The following is a 17,627-nucleotide window of genomic DNA, read 5'->3' on the forward strand; positions in this document are numbered from 1 at the left end:
TCAGCGGACCAGGTTGAGCGTCCGGGGGCCCGGCTTGGCGGGCTTCGCGGCCGCTTCCGCGTGCTTGACCGGTTCGCCCGGCTTTGTGGCGGTCGGCACGGGGCGGATCGGCTCGGCGGGCTTTGCCGCCGGGGCCGGCCGCGCCGGTTCGGACGCCTTGATCGGCTCCGCGGTCTTGGGCGGCGGCGGCGGTTCGAAGTCGAACGAATAGTCGGCCAGGAGCTCGATCGCCTTGGCGAAGATCGCCTCCTCGCGCCGGGTCTTTTCCGCCTGTTCGCGCGTGTCGGCGGCGCGGCGCTCGAGCACCTTGCGGATGATGTTGTCGCCCTCGCGCTTGCGGAAGCGGGCGGCCATCGCCTCGGCGCGCTTCGCCTGGCGCTCGAGCTTGCGGATGCCGGCGCCGATATCGGCCTTCTGCTTGGTCAGCGTGTCGCGGATCGGCGCGATCAGGTCGACGGTCTCGAAGGGCAGGTCGCTTTCCAGCACCGAGGCGACCAGCGCATGGATGCGCTCCATGGCCCGGCTGACGATGTCGTCTGTCAGTTCGCCCTCGAAGCCCGTCTCGTCATAGGCCTTGCGGCGGTCGGGATCGGAAAGGATGGCATAGGCGTGGCTCAGCGCGTGAAACGCCTCGGCCGTACCGCCGGCGTCCGGATGCGCGGTGCGGGCGCGCTGGCGATAGGCCTTGTCGATCTCGGCCGGCGTCGCGTCGGGTTCGACGGCCAACTCGCGGTAGAGCTTGCGCTTGTCGGCCATTGCCGGATGTCTCCCTGGGGCAGGGCGCCCGGCCGTTCCGCAGGGAAGGATGGGCATGGAAAGGAAGCGCCGCGAAGCGGCGCGTCGCCACTATCCACGGCTGGCCGGCAATGTCCACCGCACGATGGCCGGCCGCCCGCCCGCTCAGCCGCCGAACAGGCGGTCGAGCAGGTTGCGGCGGTGCGGGCGCGCCTGGTAGACGCCCGCCTGGCCGTCCTCGCCGACCGCGGCCGGCGGCACCGGGGCGCCGCGCTCGGCGCCATAGGACGGGTCGCCCTCGCGATAGATGCGCGCGCCCGGCGGCGGGTTCTGGTAGTCGCCGCCGTCGCTCCAGGAGCCGTCGGCGGCCTCGGGGTCGTTGTAGCCGCCATAATCGGGCTGACTCGCCTGCTGGTCGCGATATTGCGGCTGCTGCTGGCCGCCCGGCTGACCTTGCTGCTGGCCTTCATAGGACGGCTGTTGCTGGCCCTGATAGGTGGGCTGTTGCTGTTGCTGCGACGGCGGCGGGCCGCTGCCGACCACCTGGCCGTATTCATCGACCAGCCCGCCCTGCTCGGGGCCGACATACTGGCCGTTCTGGTAGAGCTCCTGCGCTGTCTCGGCTGGGTCGCGATAGGCGTAGTTGCCCGGCAGCGCCGCGACCGCGACGCCCTTGTGCGCCTCGGTCATGAAGCGGTTCCAGATCTGCGCCGGCAGGCTGCCGCCGGTCATCCGCTTGGTCGGCTTCGAATCGTCGTTGCCGAGCCAGACGCCGGTGGTGAGGTTGGCCGTGTAGCCGATGAACCAGGCGTCGCGCGAATCATTGGTGGTGCCGGTCTTGCCGGCCGCCTGCCAGCCGGCGATCGCCGCCTTGCGGCCGGTGCCGCGCTGCAGCGTGTCGGTCATCATGCTGTTCATCATGCCCACATAGAGCGGGTCGATGATCTGCGTCGCCTTGGTGGCGGGATGCTCGTAGAGCGTCTTGCCGGCGACGTTCTTCACCGTGGCGATGACATGCGGCTTGGCGCCATAGCCGCCATTGGCGAAGGGCACATAGGCGTCGGTCAGCTCCAGCAGGTTCACTTCCGAGGTGCCGAGCGCGATCGACGGGTTGGGCTGCAACGGCGAATTGATGCCGAGCCGCTCCGCCGTCTTGATGACGCGGTCCGGGCCGACCTCGTTGGCGAGCTGCACGGCGACGGTGTTGATCGAGAGCGCGAGGGCGGTCTGCAACGAGACCGGACCCTTGTACATCTTCTCGTAGTTCTTCGGCTCCCAGTTGCCGATGCGGGTCGGCTCGTCGACGCGGATCGTCTCCGGCACCATGCCGTATTCGAGCGCCGACAGGTAGACGAACGGCTTGAAGGCGGAGCCCGGCTGGCGCTTCGCCTCGACGGCGCGGTTGAACTGGCTCTTCTGGTAGTCGCGGCCGCCGACCATGGCGCGCACGGCGCCGGTGCCGTCGATCGCCACCAGGGCGCCCTGCGACACGCCGAACGACTTGCCGCTCTTGTCGAGCGCCTCGGTCAGCGCCTTGCCGGCGCTCTCCTCCAGATGCGGATCGATCGTCGTCTCGACGATCACGTCCTGGTCGAGCGCGCCGACAACTTCCGGCACCAGGTCGGCGACCCAGTCGGCGACATAGCGGCCGGCGCCGCCTTCGCCCTCGGGCTGCGCCTTGACCGTGATCGAGGCGGCTTCCTTCTGCTGCGCGGCGGTGATGAAGCCCGCCTCGCGCATCGCGCCGAGCACGACATTGGCGCGCGAATTGGCGGCGACCGGATCGCTGGTCGGCGCATAGCGCGACGGCGCCTTGAGGAGGCCCGCCAGCATCGCCGCTTCCTTCAGCGAGATGTCGCGGGCCGACTTGCCGAAATAGCGCCGCGACGCCGCGTCGACGCCATACGTTCCGGCCCCGAGATAGACGCGGTTCAGGTAGGACTCCATGATCTGCGCCTTGGAGTATTTCGTCTCCAGCCAGATCGCCATGATCGCTTCCTGGATCTTGCGGTCCATAGTGCGTTCCGGCTTCAGGAACAGGTTCTTGGCGAGCTGCTGGGTGACGGTCGAGCCGCCCTGCACGACGTCGCCGGAGCGGAAATTGATGTAGGCGGCGCGCAGCAGGCCGAGCGGATCGATGCCGAAATGGCTCTGGAAGCGCCGGTCCTCGATCGCCATCACCGCCTGGCTCAGATAGGGCGGCAGTTCCTCCAGCCGGACGGATTCACCGCCCGTATCGCCGCGATTGGCGATCAGCGTGCCGTCATTGGCGAGGATCTTGATGTTGGGCGGCCGCTTCGGCACCGACCAGTTGGCCGTCGAGGGCAATTGCGTCGCGTACCAGGCGATGCCGCCTGCGAGCGCGATCGTGCCCCAGAACATCAGGATCACGGTCCACTTGATGCCGCGCCGGATCCATTTTCCCACGCCCGAGCCGCCGGACGACCGCTTGCGGCCGCCGGAGCGCGCCTTCTTGCGGGCTGGCGCCTTGCTGCGGCGGGGCTTGGAGCGACGGGATTCGGCCATGGGGTCATCTTCACCGAGATCGATGAATTCCGCATCTTCAATGTCGATCAGGGGGCCGGTCTCGCCGGGGCGGTCGCGGCGATCGGCGGCGCCGAGATCGCCCTCGCGCCGCTCGCGGCCAGCGCTCGGGCCGGGCCCCGGATCCGCCTGCTCGCGGCGGCGCTCGGTCCGCTCCAGCGACTTGCCGGGCTCGCGCCGTTCGCCCGCGCCAGCCTTCGGCTCCGTCTTCGCACTGGCCTTCGGATTGCGGGATTCCGCCTCGTACTGGTCCCAGCCGAGATCGTCCCAGTCGCTGTCGTCCCAGTCGGCATCGTCCGTCTTGTCCGCAGCGCTCCTGCCGAAGCTCGGCTCGCTCCGCGCCTGGCGATCCGAGGCGGGCTCGCCGCGTTCGGCGCCAAAGCCGGGCTCTACGCGCGCCTTGCCGAATTCGGGTTGTGCGCGTTCCGCGCCGAAGGCCGGCTCGCTGCGCTGGCCGCCGAAGCCCGGTTCGCTGCGCTGGTCGCTGAAGCTCGGATCGCTGCGTTCCTGACGCGGGCGGCTCCGCTCGGCGCGTGGTGCGTAGTGGCCGCCGGCCGTCCGGTCCTCGGCGCCGAGGCGGATGTCGAAGGCGCCCTCGTCGCTGTCGTTCGGCTTGTCGAGCGCCGGCTCGATCCGTTCGTTCCGCGGCGGTCTCGCCATGCCTGTTTCGTCTTCCAGTCCAAGGGGTGGTGAGGCGCGGGGCGCCGGAAAATGCGTCGAACGCATCCTTACCGGTCCGAATGCTCCCTGAATGCGGCGATTTAAGGGGAATTGGCACTTGCCCACCACTCTTCGCGGCGGCGGCGGAGGGGAGCGCCGGTAACGGCCGGCGGGAGGCTGTGACCCGCGTAACAGCGCCGGGAACGAAGATGGATAATGTTCCGTTAAACAGCAGGTCGTTGGAAGGAGACCGCAATGGCACAGGTGGCGGAATTGACAGGACAGCAGGCGACAATGCGCATCGCGGCGACTTTGGCGGCCTCGACGACGATCGTCCTCTTCCTCGGCAGCAAGGCCCCGCTCGAGCCGGCGGCGGCGCTGGCCGCGCTGGCCCCGATCGCCCTCTGCGCGCTGCTCTACCTTGCCGGCGCGCTTGCCGCGGTCAGCGTCATGAGCCTGTCGCGCCGGCCGATCCTCGGCGCCGCGGCGCTGACCGGCATCGCCCCGTTCGGGCCGCTGCTGCCGCCCTCCGAGGACTGGGCGCTGTTCGCCGCCTTCGCCATCCTGGGCCTGCTCACCGCTTCCAGCCTGCGCGCCGTCGTCGCCGCCTTCGCCCGCGAGCGGCTCGGCAGCCTTTGCGGCGCCTTCGGCCTCGGCCTGGTCGTCGCCATCGCCGCCGGCGCCGGCCTCACCGAGGGCCCGCTGATGCAGATGGTGCTGGCGCTGACGGGCATCGCCGCCTGTCTCGCCGTCGCCAGCGTCGTCGCGACGAGCCCGGTCCAGGTCGCGCCTGTCCGGCTCCGCTGACCGCTCCCGGCCGACAGCACGATGGCAGCAGAACCGTTGTCATCGTATCGGCCGCTGTAGCCAAACCGGATGCTCGCGGGCATAGTCCGCGCATGTCAGACACGCTCGCTTCCGCCATCCAGTCCCGCCCCGTCCAGAAAGGCGATCACGTCTTTCTCGTCGATGGCTCCTCCTACATCTTCCGCGCCTATCACGCGCTGCCGCCCCTGACGCGCAAGTCCGACGGCCTGCCGGTCGGCGCGGTCGCCGGCTTCTGCAACATGCTGTGGCGGCTGCTGAAGGACGCGAACGAGACCGGCGTCAAGCCGACCCATCTCGCCGTCATCTTCGACCATTCCTCGACTACCTTCCGCAATGCGCTCTACGACCAGTACAAGGCCCAGCGCCCGGAGCCGCCGGAGGACCTGCGCCCGCAATTCGGGCTGATTCGACAGGCCGTCGTCGCCTTCAACGTGCCGTCGATCGAGCAGGAAGGTTTCGAGGCCGACGACCTGATCGCCACCTACACGAAGCAGGCGGTGGCGGCCGGCGCGGACGTGACGATCGTTGCCTCCGACAAGGATCTGATGCAGCTGATCGAGCCGGGCGTGCTGATGCTCGACACGATGAAGGGCAAGACGATCGGCCGCGACGAGGTGATCGAGAAATTCGGCGTGCCGCCGGAGAAGGTCGTCGATGTGCAGGCGCTCGCGGGCGATTCGGTCGACAATGTCCCCGGCGTGCCGGGCATCGGCATCAAGACGGCGGCGCAGCTGATCGAGACCTATGGCGATCTCGAGACGCTCCTGAACCGGGCCGAGGAAATCAAGCAGCCGAAGCGGCGCGAGGCGCTGATCGCCAATGCCGAGCTGGCGCGCATCTCGATGCGGCTCGTCACGCTCGACCGCGACGTGCCCCTGAACGAGCCGATCGACCGGCTCGGCGTGCGGCCCGTCATCGGCGAGCAGCTGATCTCGTTCCTCAAGGCGATGGAGTTCACCACGCTGACCGGCCGCGTCGCCGCCGCGACAGGGGTCGAATCCGGCGCGGTCGAGGCGAGCGGCGCGCTGGTCGCGAAGGGGCGTCAGGCCGATGCCGCTGCGCCCGTCCTCGGCCCCGACGGTATGCCGCAGCCGGCGATCGAGGATATTGGCGGTCTGACGCCCTCCGGCCTCGCCGCCGCGCGCGCCGCCGCCGTCAAGGCGGTCCCGTTCACCCATTCCGGCTATGAGGTCGTGACGACGGAGGACAGGCTTTGGGCCTGGGTGGCGCGCGCCACCGAGCTCGGCGTCGTCGCCGTCGACACCGAGACCACCTCGCTCGATCCGATGCAGGCGGAGCTCGTCGGCGTCTCGCTCGCCGTTGCACCGAACGAGGCCTGCTACATCCCGCTCGGCCATCGCGGCGAGGGCGATGGCCTCTTCACCGAGGGCCTGCTGCCCGGCCAGCTCGAGATCCGCACGGCGCTCGCGATCCTGAAGCCGCTGCTCGAGGACCGCGCCGTGCTCAAGGTGGCGCAGAACCTCAAATATGACTGGCTGATCCTCGCGCGCTACGGCATCGACACGGCGCCGTTCGACGACACCATGCTGATCTCCTACGTGCTCGATGCCGGCCGCGGCACGCATGGCATGGACCCGCTGTCGGAAAAGTGGCTCGGCCACAAGCCGATCTCGTTCGACGACGTCACCGGCAAGGGCAAGTCGCGCATCACCTTCGACCGCGTGCCGATCGAGCGCGCCAGCGAATATGCCGCCGAGGACGCCGACGTCACGCTGCGGCTCTGGCAGGTGCTGAAGCCGCGCCTCGCCGCCGAGGGCATGGCCACCGTCTACGAGACGCTGGAGCGGCCGATGGTGCCGGTGCTCGCCTCGATGGAGCGGCGCGGCATCTCGATCGACCGCGCCATCCTCTCGCGCCTCTCCGGCGAGTTCGCGCAGAAGGCGGGCGCGCTCGAGGCCGAGATCCAGGAGCTGGCCGGCCAGCCCTTCAATGTCGGCTCGCCGAAGCAGCTCGGCGACATCCTGTTCGGCGTGATGGGCCTGCCGGGCGGCACCAAGACGGCGACCGGCGCCTGGGCGACCGGCGCCAGCATCCTCGAGGACCTGGCCGAGCAGGGCTACGAGCTGCCGCAGAAGATCCTCGACTGGCGCCAGCTCTCCAAGCTGCGCTCGACCTATACCGACGCGCTGCCGACCTACCTGCATCCCGAGACGAAGCGCGTCCACACCTCCTACGCGCTGGCGGCGACGACGACGGGCCGGCTGTCCTCGTCCGAGCCGAACCTGCAGAATATCCCGGTTCGCACCGAGGCGGGCCGCAAGATCCGCGCCGCCTTCATCGCGGAGCCCGGCCACAAGCTGGTCTCGGCCGACTATTCGCAGATCGAGCTGCGGCTGCTCGCCGAGATCGCCGACATCCCGCAATTGAAGAACGCCTTCGCCGAGGGCATCGACATCCACGCGCTGACGGCGTCGGAGATGTTCGGCGTGCCGGTCGAGGGCATGCCTTCGGAAGTGCGCCGTCGCGCCAAGGCGATCAATTTCGGCATCATCTACGGCATCTCGGCCTTCGGCCTCGCCAACCAACTGTCGATCGCCCGCGATGAGGCCGGCGCCTATATCAAGCGCTATTTCGAGCGCTTCCCGGGCATCCGCGACTATATGGAGGAGACCAAGCGGATCTGCCGCGACCAGGGCTATGTGACGACCCTGTTCGGCCGCCGCTGCCACTATCCCGAGATCGCGTCGAAGAACGCCTCGATCCGCGCCTTCAACGAGCGCGCGGCGATCAACGCCCGCCTGCAGGGCACGGCCGCCGACATCATCCGCCGCGCCATGATCCGCGTCGAGCCGGCGCTGGAGCAGGCCGGCCTCAACGCCCGCATGCTGCTGCAGGTGCATGACGAACTGATCTTCGAGGTGCCGGACGCCGAGGTCGAGCCGACGCTGGCGCTGGTCACCCGTATCATGGAGAACGCGCCCAGCCCGGCGGTGGCGCTCAGCGTGCCGTTGAACGTCGACGCCCGCGCCGCCGACAACTGGGACGAGGCGCACTGATATTCGGCTTAGCCTCTCCTTCACCTCTCCCATGGGGAGAGGTCGGCCCGAAGGGCCGGGTGAGGGGCTGAGGCCCATCCGGTGAGATCGCAACCCCTCACCCGCCGGCCCGCGGCCGTCGACCTCTCCCTCAGGGAGAGGTGAAGGGGTGCCTGTGTCACATAACAAGGCGCGGCCGCAGGGCCGCGCCTTTGTTTTTTGGGAAAGAGCCTATTCGGCCGGGACGGGGGACGCTTCGCTCTCGGCGTGGACGAACTTGCCGCCCGCGCCCCAGGACGCCGCCGCCGCGATCAGGTTCAGGATCATCGAGAAGGTGAAGGCGAAGACGAGGCCGTGCATGAACGGCGCCGCCATCAGATGCGGGAAGAAGGTCTTGCCGGTGATCTCGGCGACGCTCGCCGGCGGCAGCGTCGCGAGCACGTCCGGCGACAGCAGTTCGCCCATCGGGTTGTAGCCGAGGAAGGCGGCGAACAGGCTCGCCACCGCCGGCGCGGAGGCCGCGTGATGGGCGACCGCCTGCGGCACCTGCTCGGCGATCAGCGCCGCTTCCATCGCGCCCGGCAATTGCTCGGTCAGACCGAGAATCATCAGGCTGAAGAAGATGCCGATCGAGAGCACCTGGCCGGCGTTCAGCGTCGTCGCCCGCATGCCGGCCGCCTGGCCGCGCTCGGCCGCCGGCACCGAGTTCATGATCGCCGTCGAATTCGGCGCCACGAACAGGCCGGAGCCGAGGCCGTTCAGGAACAGCAGCGCCGCGAACAGCGGATAGCTGAAATCGGGCGGCAGCATCATCAGCGCGGCGAAGCTCAGCGCGCCGATCAGCATGCCGCCGACGGCGAAGGGCCGGGCGCCGTGATGGTCGGAGAGATAGCCGGAGACCGGGGTCGCCACCAGGAAGCCGACGGTGAGCGGCAGCATGAAGATGCCGGCCCAGAGCGGCGTCTCCTCGAAGGAATAGCCGTGCAGCGGCAGCCAGATGCCCTGCAGCCAGATGATCAGCATGAACTGCAGGCCGCCGCGGCCGATCGAGGCGGTGAGGCTGGCGAGGTTGCCGAGCGAGAACGGCCGGATGCGGAACAGCTTCAGGTCGAACATCGGGAAGGCGACGCGGCTCTCGACGATCAGGAAGGCGACAATCAGCGCCAGACCGACGCCGAGAAGCGTCAGCACTTCCGGGCTACCCCAGGCCATGGCCGAGCTGCCATAGGGCTGAATGCCCTCGGTGATGCCGATCAGGACGAGGATCAGGCCGATGCCGAAGGTGAGGTTGCCGGCCCAGTCGACCGGGCGGCGGCGCGGCGTGGTGCGATCCCTGAGCTTCCAGTAGGCCCAGACCGTGCCGATGACGCCGAACGGCACGTTGATCCAGAACACCAGCTGCCAGTCGATGTCGGCGAGCAGGCCGCCGATCAAAAGGCCGATGAACGAGCCGCCGATCGCCGCCACCGTGTTGATGCCGAGCGCCAGCCCGCGCTGGTTCTGCGGAAAGGCATCGGTGAGGATCGCGGTGGAGTTCGCCATCAGCATGGCGCCGCCGACGCCCTGGATGACGCGCACGCCGATCATGTACCAGGCGGCGAGCGCGCCGCCGCCGCTCGGGATCAGGCTGAGCGCCACCGCGCAGATGGTGAAGATTAGAAAGCCGAGATTGTAGATCCGGGCGCGGCCGAGTGCGTCGCCGAGCCGGCCGAAGGTCACCACCAGCACCGAGGTCGCGACCATGTAGCCCATGATCGACCAGAGCAGGATGTTGACGTTGGAGGGTTCGAGCGGCTTGAGGCCGACGCCGCGGAAGATCGCGGGCAGGCTGATCAGGAGGATCGAGCCGTTGATCGACGCGGCGAGCATGCCGAGCGTCGTGTTGCTGAGCGCGACCCATTTGTAGTTCGCCGGGCGCGCGGCGTGGTGTTCGGCTTGCATTCTTGTGGCCCCGAGGGGCCTTTTTGGGGTTCGTCCGCGGCGGAGCTGCGGACGAACGACAGAAAGCGCGCCCTATTGATACGATCGGGATATAGTAAGTTACCCTGATCTAATCATCGATAGGTCCACAGGTCGGCCGATCGCAAGGGCTCTGGCTTCAAAATCTCGTGACGGCCGATGCGGCCTGCTGGCTAGCCGACGCCTTCCACGGACTCGAAGCCCTCGAAGTTCGGATGGCCGAGGAACATCGGCTTGCGGTCGCCGGCGCCCTTGTGGGAATCGCGGAACTGCTGCGACTTGGTCCAGGCGACGAAGTTCTCCTGGGTCTGCCAGACGGTGTGCGACGAATAGAGCGTGTGGTCTTCCGCCGTGGCGCCCTTCAGCAGGTTGAAGGAGACGTAGCCTTCCATCTCGTGGAGGTTGCGCGGGCGGTTGCGCCAGACTTCCTCGAACTCGGCTTCCATGCCCTTGATGACTTTGAAGCGGTTCATGGCGATGTACATGATGGATCTTCCGTTTGCGTGCCGATGAGGTGCGTGTGGGTGTGCGCCGGCAATCCGGCAAAAAAAGGAGGAGGGAGGACCGTCGCCGGCCTTCCCTCCTCACACCTGCCCGTCGTCACCACACCGCCGGGCCGGTGTATTCAGATCCGGCTCAGAACTGCATCTTCGCCGTCAGCAGGACGGTGCGGCCGCGGCCGGTGTCGCCGGTCCAGCTGCTCAGCGTCGACAGGGCAGGGGTGTAAGCCTTGTCGAAGATGTTGGTCACGTTGAGCGACAGGTCGAGGCCGTTGTCGAACTTGTAGTTGGCGAAGGCGTCGACCAGCGTGTAGGCGTCCCAGTCGGCGACGGTGGAGCCGAAGAAGCCCTGGCCGGCGTCGGTGTTGCCGACATAGTTGACGCGGCCGCCGACCGTCAGGCGACGCTCCAGGAAGCGGGCGCCGGCGGTCAGAGCGAAGACGTTGTCCGGCAGGTAGCTCGCGACGCCGAGGCCGTTCTGGGTCGGCGGCAGGTTCGATTCCGCATGGGTGTAGGACACGTTGGCGAAGGCGAAGCCGGCGTCATAGAGAGCCTCGAGTTCGAGACCCTTGATGACCGAGGTGCCGGGCGTGTTCACGAACCACCAGACATAGCCGACGTTCTGGACGGCGATGTAGTTCTCGATGTTCTGGTAGTAGTAGTTGGCCTTCAGGCGGAAGATGTCGCCTTCGGTGAACAGGCCGTCCTTCTTGATGTTGGCGCCGAATTCCCAGCCCTTGGCGATTTCCGGCTCCAGGAACGGGTTCGGGCTGTAGCTGTTGGTCGGGCCGCTACCCGGATGGATGCCGCCCAGCATGGTCTCGCTGATCGTCGGCGCGCGGAAGGTCTCCGCATAGGTCACGTAGGGCTGCAGCCACTCATAGGGGTTGAGCGCCAGGGTGATACGGGGATCGACGCGGCCTTCCGACTGGTCGAGGTCGTAATTGCCCGCAGGCAGGCCGGCCAGATTGTTGCTCGGCACGTTGGTGGTGCCGTCGAGCGTGTAGAAGTCGTAGCGAAGGCCGGCGATCACGTCGACGATGTTGTAGGTGAAGGTCGTCTCCGAGAAGACGCCGCCGATGCCGCTGTTGCCGCTCGGATTGACGCCACCTTCGCTGTTCGGCGTCCAGGTGTTGTAGGCGTCGACGTCGTCGTGGAAGTACTCGACGCCATAGGTCGAGCTGACGGCGACGTTGCCGAGGTTGAACTTCGAGGTGTTGGACAGGTCGAAGCCGATGCCGAGGTCCTCGATGACGCGGCCGGACGTCGTGTTGGCGGTGCCGGCGGCGTTGTCGCCATAGGTCATCTTGACGTCATTGACGTAGAAATGGCCGGAGACGTTGACCAGTTCGCTGTCCGGATCCCAGTTGAAGCCGGCGGTGTAGGTGTCCGACCGGATGTTCTGGTTGTAGGAATTGGCCAGGAAGTCGTTGGTGTAGAGCACCGCTCCGACATTGACGGTCAGGTCGTCGGTCGGGGCGAACTCGCCCTTGACCAGGCCCGACAGGCGATCCTGGCCGGTATAGGGCACCTCGATGCCGTCGCCGTTCTTGTAGTTGTCGGGGTTGGCGTAGCTGATCGCGCCGGCGATCGCCGCGCCGCCGCCGGCCGAGCGCACCGCGCCGGCCGCCATTTCCGAGAAGCCGACGCCGTTGCTGCCCCAGGTCAGCGTCGCGAGCGCGCCCCAGTTCTTGCCGTCGGTCAGGATGTCGTCGACGCCGAGCGTGCGGACATTGGCCGAGCCGACCAGCGCGCCGGCGCCGCCGGCGGTCGAGATGGCGCCGCGGGTGACGTCGACGCCGGCGACCAGAGCCGGGTCGACATAGGCGAAGCCCTGTGCCTCGTGGCCGGTGAAGCGGAAGTTCTGGCGGACGCCGTCGATCATGGTGTTGACGCGGCCCGAGCCTTCGAGGCCGCGGATGTTGACCGAGAGGCCGGCGTTCTGGATCGAATCGCGCGAGAAGGTGCCGGGCATGGCGCGCAGCACGTTGCCGAGGTTGCGCTGGCCGAACAGCTGGATCTCGTCCTCGCCGGCCGAGCTGACGGGCGCCGGCGTCGCGAACGGGTTCTTCCAGCCTTCCGGCGCGGCGGTCACCGTGATCGGCGCCAGGAAGCTGGTCTGGCCCTTGGCGGCCTTCTTCTTCAGCTCTTCGTCGGTTTCCGAGCTGTTGGCGGTCGGCGCGGCGGCGGACTGCGCCTTCGCAACGGTCGCGGAAAAGGCAGCGAGGAGGGCTGCGGCCGTACCAGCCATCAGCCAAGTCTTATGTCGAGCGACACGCATGCGAGCCCCATAGGCGTTCTGTAGGTGGAAGGCCTGGCTGGCTGTCCGGGGCCCGCTCGATGCGGGGCGCGCGGCACTGGCGTGCTTGGCGGAATGCCGGTCGTCCGCGGCTCCCCCGAGGGCGGCCGAACCGGCGCAGTGATCTTTCACTTGCGGAGATACGAAAAGGTGAGTACGTCAGTCAACTAAATTGTTGCGAATAGTTCGCAAGTTTAGAATGACTCGAAATTGCCGCCACCCAGGCAATCCGGTGGAGCTGACATGCACGACACATTTTCGGCCGCAGAAGCGCTGGACTCGCCCGCCCCGGGCTCCGGTCCGCGCGTGATTGCCAGCGAAGAACTGCTTCGGGGAGCGCGGGAAATCATCATTCGCCATGTCGGCGAGGATTACAGGCTGCGCCTCACCCGGGCCGGCAAGCTCATATTGAACAAGTAGACGGGATCAATCATGAGGCTCGCGCACTCTCCCCTGCATTTCGGCCTGGCTCGCTCGGTCGAGCGCCTGGCAGGTCGTCGCTTCCAGTTCCTCTTTGGCCTGGCCTTCGCCATCGTCATCACCTGCGGCGCCATCGTCCAGTCGGTCGCGGCCGAGCGGGTGATCGAGGACGCCACCGGCCGCAAGGTCACGATCGGCTCGACGGACCGCATCGTCACCATCGGCGGCGACATCACCGAGATCGTCTATGCGCTCGGCGCCGGCGACCGCATCATCGCCCGCGACACCACCTCGTCCTATCCGCCCGAGGCGAACGCCAAGCCGGATGTCGGCTACATGCGCGCGCTGTCGGCCGAGGGCGTGCTCTCGGTCAAGCCGGACCTGATCATCGCCGTCGAGGGCTCCGGCCCGAAGGACGCGATCACCCTGCTCGAATCCGCCTCGGTGCCGATCGTCATCGTGCCGGAGCGCCGCTCGGGCGACAGCATCATCGCCAAGGTCCGCCTGATCGCCGACATCCTCGGCGAGACGGAGAAGGGCGACAAGATCGCCAACGACCTGGCCACCAAGTTCAAGGCGCTCGAGACGGCGATCGCCAGGATCCCGGAAAACGAGCGCAAGAAGGCCGTCTTCGTGATGAGCCTGAACGGCGGCAAGCCGCTCGCGGCCGGCCACAACACGGCCGCCGATTCGATGATCGCGCTTGCCGGCGGCGTCAATCCGATGGCCGCCGTCGAGGGCTACAAGCCCGCTTCCGACGAGGCGCTGATCGCCGCCGCCCCGGAGGTCGTCGTGATGATGAATTCGCAGTCGGTGCCGGATCCGGACGTCGTGTTCGATTCGCCGGCGCTGCGCGCCACGCCCGCCGCCCGCGACAAGGCGCTGGTGGCGATGGACGGCCTCTATCTGCTCGGCTTCGGTCCGCGCACGGCCGATGCGGCGCGCGACCTCGCCCACGCGCTCTATCCGAAGCTCGACCTTCCCGAGTGGCCGGCGGCGAACTGATGAGCCTCGTGATGACAGCGCCGATTGCCGGCGACCGTCGCGGCCGGGCGCGGGTGGTGACCGCCGCCCTCGTCCTGCTGCTTCTCGCCGTCTGCGTGATCTCGGTGTGCGTCGGTCCGTCCGGCCTGTCGACGGCGGAGGTGGCGGGCCTGCTTTCCGATGCGCTCGCCGGCCGCTTCGACGCGATCAACACCGTCAACCACGTCATCCTGTTCGACATCCGCATCCCGCGCACCCTGCTCGGCGCAATGGTCGGCGCGGCGCTGGCGCTGGCCGGCGCGATGATGCAGGGCCTGTTCCGCAACCCGCTCGCCGATCCCGGCCTCGTCGGCGTCTCGGCCGGCGCGGCGCTCGGCGCGGTGCTGGTGATCGTGCTCGGCGGCGCCTTCCTCGCCCCGGTGATGGATTTCCTCGGCATCGGCGCGCTGCCGATCGCCGCCTTCTTCGGCGGTCTCGGCACCACGCTGCTGCTCTATTCGATCGCGACCCGGCGCGGCCAGACCTCGGTCGGCACCATGCTGCTCGCCGGCATCGCGCTCGGCGCCATCGCCGGCGCCATCACCGCCTATCTCGTCTTCCGCAGCAACGACTTCCAGCTGCGCGAGCTGACCTTCTGGTCGATGGGCGGCCTCGGCGGCGCCACCTGGCACAAGATCCTGCTGACGCTCCCCTTCGTCATCGGCGTCTTCATCGCCATGCCGTTCACCGCGCGCGGGCTCGACGCCCTTGTGCTGGGCGAGGCGGAAGCCCGCCATCTCGGCTTCAACACGCAGTTCCTGAAGAGCCTGATCATCCTGGTGGTGGCGCTCGCAGTCGGCGTGTCGGTGGCGTTCGCCGGCATCATCGGCTTCGTCGGCATCGTCGTGCCGCATGTGCTGCGCCTGGTGATCGGCCCGGAACACCGCACGCTGCTGCCGGCGACGGCGCTGCTCGGCGCGTCGCTCCTGATCGTCGCCGACATGGTCTGCCGGACGATCGTCGCCCCGGCCGAATTGCCGATCGGCATCGTCACCGCCACCATCGGCGCGCCCTTCTTCCTGTCGATCCTGCTCAGGAAGCGCGGCGTCATCGACCTCTAGGGCGGCAACGCCCCGACCTGAACCGTGGAGCGGCGGCCGCCCGGCGGCCGCGCTCCTCCGAACCGGAAGCCGTCATGCTCGAAGTCGAAGCCCTCACCGTCCGCGCCGGCCAGCGCGCCATCCTCGACAATGTGTCGCTGCGCGTGAAGCCGGGCGAACTGACGGCGGTGGTCGGGCCGAACGGCGCCGGCAAGTCGACCATCCTGAAGGCGGTGACCGGCGAGCTGCGCTCGGCCTCCGGCTCGATCCGGCTCGACGGCAGGAACCTCTCCGCCTATCGGCCGTATGAGCTGGCGCAGCGCCGCGCCGTGCTGCCGCAGGCCTCGTCGCTCGCCTTTCCCTTCACCGTGCACGAGGTCGTCCGCCTCGGCACCAGCGGCGCCCTGAACCCGGCGGCCCGCGCCGCCCGCGTCGCCGCCGCGCTCTCCCGCGTCGACCTGAACGGCTTCGGCGGCCGCTTCTTCCAGGAGCTCTCCGGCGGCGAGCAGCAGCGCGTCCATCTCGCCCGCGTGCTCTGCCAGGTCTGGGAGCCGGTCGTGGCCGGCGTGCCGCGCTATCTGTTCCTCGACGAGCCGACCGCGAGCCTCGACCTGCGCCACCAGCTCTTGACCCTCGACACGGCGCGCAACTTCGCCCGCGCCGGCGGCGGCGTCGTCGCCATCCTGCACGATCTGAACCTGGCCGCGCTCTATGCCGACAAGATCCTCGTCGTCAGCGCCGGCCGGATCGCCGCGAGCGGCCCCCCGCGCGAGGTGCTGACCGACGCGATGATGCGTTCCGTCTTCGGCGTCAGCGTCCATGTCGGCGGCGTGCCGACCGATGCGCCCTTCATCCTGCCGCACAGCGCCCACGCCGCCTGAGCGGCCGGCTCCCGTCCCGGCCGCGCGGCCCAGAGCGTTTCCGGCGAACAACCTGCCCGAAGGGGAGGGGCGCGTCGCCATGCCGATTCCCTCCGGCGGGAACAGGCTCTAGATTGCGCCTCCCGAAACCGCGGACAGGGATTCGAACATGGCAGTCAGGAAGCCGGTCAGGAAGCCGTCGCCGGAGCGCACGGTACTGATCATCGACGTCGGAACCTCGTCGGTGAAGGCTGCGCTGTTCGACGAGGCGGGACGTACCCTGCGCTCCGCCGACACGCCGATCGTGACCGCCGTGCCGCATCCGGGCTGGGCCGAGCAGGATCCGGCCGCCTGGTGGAAGGCGACCGTCGACGCCGTCCAGGCGCTCGCCATCGACATCCAGCCGATCGCCATCACGCTCACCGGTTCGATGCAGAACGTGATCCTGCTCGGCCGCGACGGCGCCAGCGTGCGGCCGGCGCTGCTCTATAGCGACGCCCGCGTGACGGCGGCCGAGATCGCGGCCGTGAAGGCGCAGCTGCCGCCCGATTTCGAGAACCGCATCGGCAACCGCGCCGAGCCGGCGCTCTGCCTGTTCCGGCTCGACTGGCTGCTCAACCACGAGATCGACACCATGACGGCGGTCGAGCGCGTGCTGTTCGGCGCCAAGGACGCCGTGATCCACCGCATGACCGGCCGCGCCGTCGTCGATCCGACCTGCGCCACCACCACCGGCCTGCTCAATCTCGCCGAGCGGCACTGGGACGCGACGATCCTCGGTTCCATCGGCCTGTCGCTCCGGATCCTGCCCGACATCCTCGATGCCGACGCGCTCGCCGGGCCGCTGCTGCCGGAGCCCGCCGGCGCGCTTGGCCTGAAGCCCGGCATTCCCGTCTATGTCGGCGCCGGCGATGGCGGGGCCACCGCCTGGGGCACGTCGAGCGAGCAGCACGACCGGCCGCACGCCTATCTCGGCACCACCGGCTGGATCGCCGCCACCATGCCCCATTCGGTGGCGAAGCCGCCGCGCGACGCCTATACGCTCGCCGCGCCTGTCGGCACCGACGTCATCGTCATCTCGCCCTTCCTCGCCGCAGGGCTCGCCATCGACTGGTTCGCCCATGTCGCCGGCCGGCCGGTCGCCGAGCTCTATGCGGCGGCCGAGGCGCAGGACGCCAACCCGCCGGGCGCGCTGTTCCTGCCCTATCTGATCGGCGAGCGCGCGCCGTTTTCCGATCGCGCCGTGCGCGGCGCCTTCTTCGGCCTCGATCGCGACCACGCGCCGGAAGCGCTGGCCTATGCTGTGCTTGAAGGGCTTGCTCACGCCATCCGCGACAATCTCGACGCGCTGCCGATCAAGCCCGCCACCATCGCGCTCGCCGGCGGCGTCGCCGGCAGCCTGACGGTGGCGCATCTGATCGCCGACGTCACCGGCGCCAGGGTCACCGTTCCGGCCGCTTCCCGCATCGTCACCGCCTATGGCGCCTTCCGCATCATCGCGCCGATCATCGGGCTCGCGCCGAAGGGAGGCTCGGCCGCCGCCAAGGCCGCGAGTGCGACCAAGGCGGGCGCCGGCGCCAAGAAGGCTGCGGGCAAGGCGGAAAAGTCGGCGGCCGGCAGCGACGAAACCGTCGTCAAGCCGAGGAAGGATCGGGCCAAGAGGGCCGCCCGGCGCTTTGCCGCCTATCGTGAGGCGGCGTCGCATGCGCGGGCGCTCGCCGCCGCGCTCGATCCGGCGCTCTGAGCCGCTTGCGCCCGGCGTG

At 68.7% G+C, this 17,627-nt stretch carries 12 protein-coding genes; 7 read left to right on the forward strand and 5 right to left on the reverse strand.

Annotated features, from left to right (window positions below):
• Both WFK98_RS19060 and WFK98_RS19065 read right to left on the reverse strand, forming a co-directional pair.
• Entirely contained in the window at positions 1–756 is a 756-nt protein-coding gene (locus WFK98_RS19060) for a J domain-containing protein (protein WP_336801317.1), read from the reverse strand.
• Between the two features lie 144 nt (positions 757–900).
• Entirely contained in the window at positions 901–3,939 is a 3,039-nt protein-coding gene (locus WFK98_RS19065) for a PBP1A family penicillin-binding protein (RefSeq protein WP_336801318.1), read from the reverse strand.
• Positions 3,940–4,194: 255 nt separating this feature from the next.
• Between WFK98_RS19065 and WFK98_RS19070 the strand changes: the two genes are divergently transcribed.
• Both WFK98_RS19070 and polA read left to right on the forward strand, forming a co-directional pair.
• Positions 4,195–4,746, forward strand: coding sequence for a hypothetical protein (locus WFK98_RS19070; RefSeq protein WP_336801319.1), 552 nt, complete (start codon positions 4,195–4,197; stop codon positions 4,744–4,746).
• Between the two features lie 92 nt (positions 4,747–4,838).
• On the forward strand, positions 4,839–7,784 hold the full coding sequence (gene polA / locus WFK98_RS19075; RefSeq protein WP_336801320.1) for a DNA polymerase I: 2,946 nt from the start codon (positions 4,839–4,841) through the stop codon (positions 7,782–7,784).
• A 210-nt stretch (positions 7,785–7,994) separates the two neighbouring features.
• Here polA and WFK98_RS19080 read toward each other — a convergent pair whose 3' ends face one another.
• The 3 genes from WFK98_RS19080 to WFK98_RS19090 all read right to left on the reverse strand — a co-directional run bounded on the left by WFK98_RS19080 (position 7,995) and on the right by WFK98_RS19090 (position 12,473).
• Positions 7,995–9,704, reverse strand: coding sequence for an MFS transporter (locus tag WFK98_RS19080; RefSeq protein WP_336801321.1), 1,710 nt, complete (start codon positions 9,702–9,704; stop codon positions 7,995–7,997).
• A 191-nt stretch (positions 9,705–9,895) separates the two neighbouring features.
• Entirely contained in the window at positions 9,896–10,207 is a 312-nt protein-coding gene (locus WFK98_RS19085; protein ID WP_266336774.1) for an antibiotic biosynthesis monooxygenase family protein, read from the reverse strand.
• A 151-nt stretch (positions 10,208–10,358) separates the two neighbouring features.
• Positions 10,359–12,473 (reverse strand): TonB-dependent receptor domain-containing protein, encoded by a 2,115-nt coding sequence (locus tag WFK98_RS19090; protein ID WP_336801322.1) that lies wholly within the window; start codon positions 12,471–12,473, stop codon positions 10,359–10,361.
• 291 nt (positions 12,474–12,764) lie between these two features.
• Here WFK98_RS19090 and hemP point away from each other — a divergent pair, with 291 nt between their 5' ends.
• The 5 genes from hemP (at position 12,765) to WFK98_RS19115 (ending at position 17,608) form a co-directional block, all read left to right on the forward strand.
• Positions 12,765–12,941: a hemin uptake protein HemP gene (gene hemP / locus WFK98_RS19095; protein ID WP_266336776.1), complete on the forward strand. Its 177-nt coding sequence runs from the start codon at positions 12,765–12,767 to the stop codon at positions 12,939–12,941.
• Positions 12,942–12,953: 12 nt separating this feature from the next.
• A complete protein-coding gene (locus WFK98_RS19100; protein WP_266336777.1) occupies positions 12,954–13,946 on the forward strand; it encodes a heme/hemin ABC transporter substrate-binding protein in 993 nt (330 codons plus the stop codon).
• 11 nt (positions 13,947–13,957) lie between these two features.
• Positions 13,958–15,025: a FecCD family ABC transporter permease gene (locus WFK98_RS19105; protein ID WP_336801323.1), complete on the forward strand. Its 1,068-nt coding sequence runs from the start codon at positions 13,958–13,960 to the stop codon at positions 15,023–15,025.
• A 74-nt stretch (positions 15,026–15,099) separates the two neighbouring features.
• Entirely contained in the window at positions 15,100–15,885 is a 786-nt protein-coding gene (locus WFK98_RS19110) for a heme ABC transporter ATP-binding protein (RefSeq protein ID WP_336801324.1), read from the forward strand.
• 148 nt (positions 15,886–16,033) lie between these two features.
• Positions 16,034–17,608, forward strand: a complete 1,575-nt coding sequence (locus WFK98_RS19115; protein WP_336801325.1) for a xylulokinase — start codon at positions 16,034–16,036, stop codon at positions 17,606–17,608.
• Positions 17,609–17,627: the final 19 nt, after the last annotated feature.

The sequence above is a fragment of the Kaistia sp. MMO-174 genome (assembly GCF_037147815.1).
In the GTDB taxonomy this organism is placed as follows: domain Bacteria; phylum Pseudomonadota; class Alphaproteobacteria; order Rhizobiales; family Kaistiaceae; genus Kaistia; species Kaistia nematophila.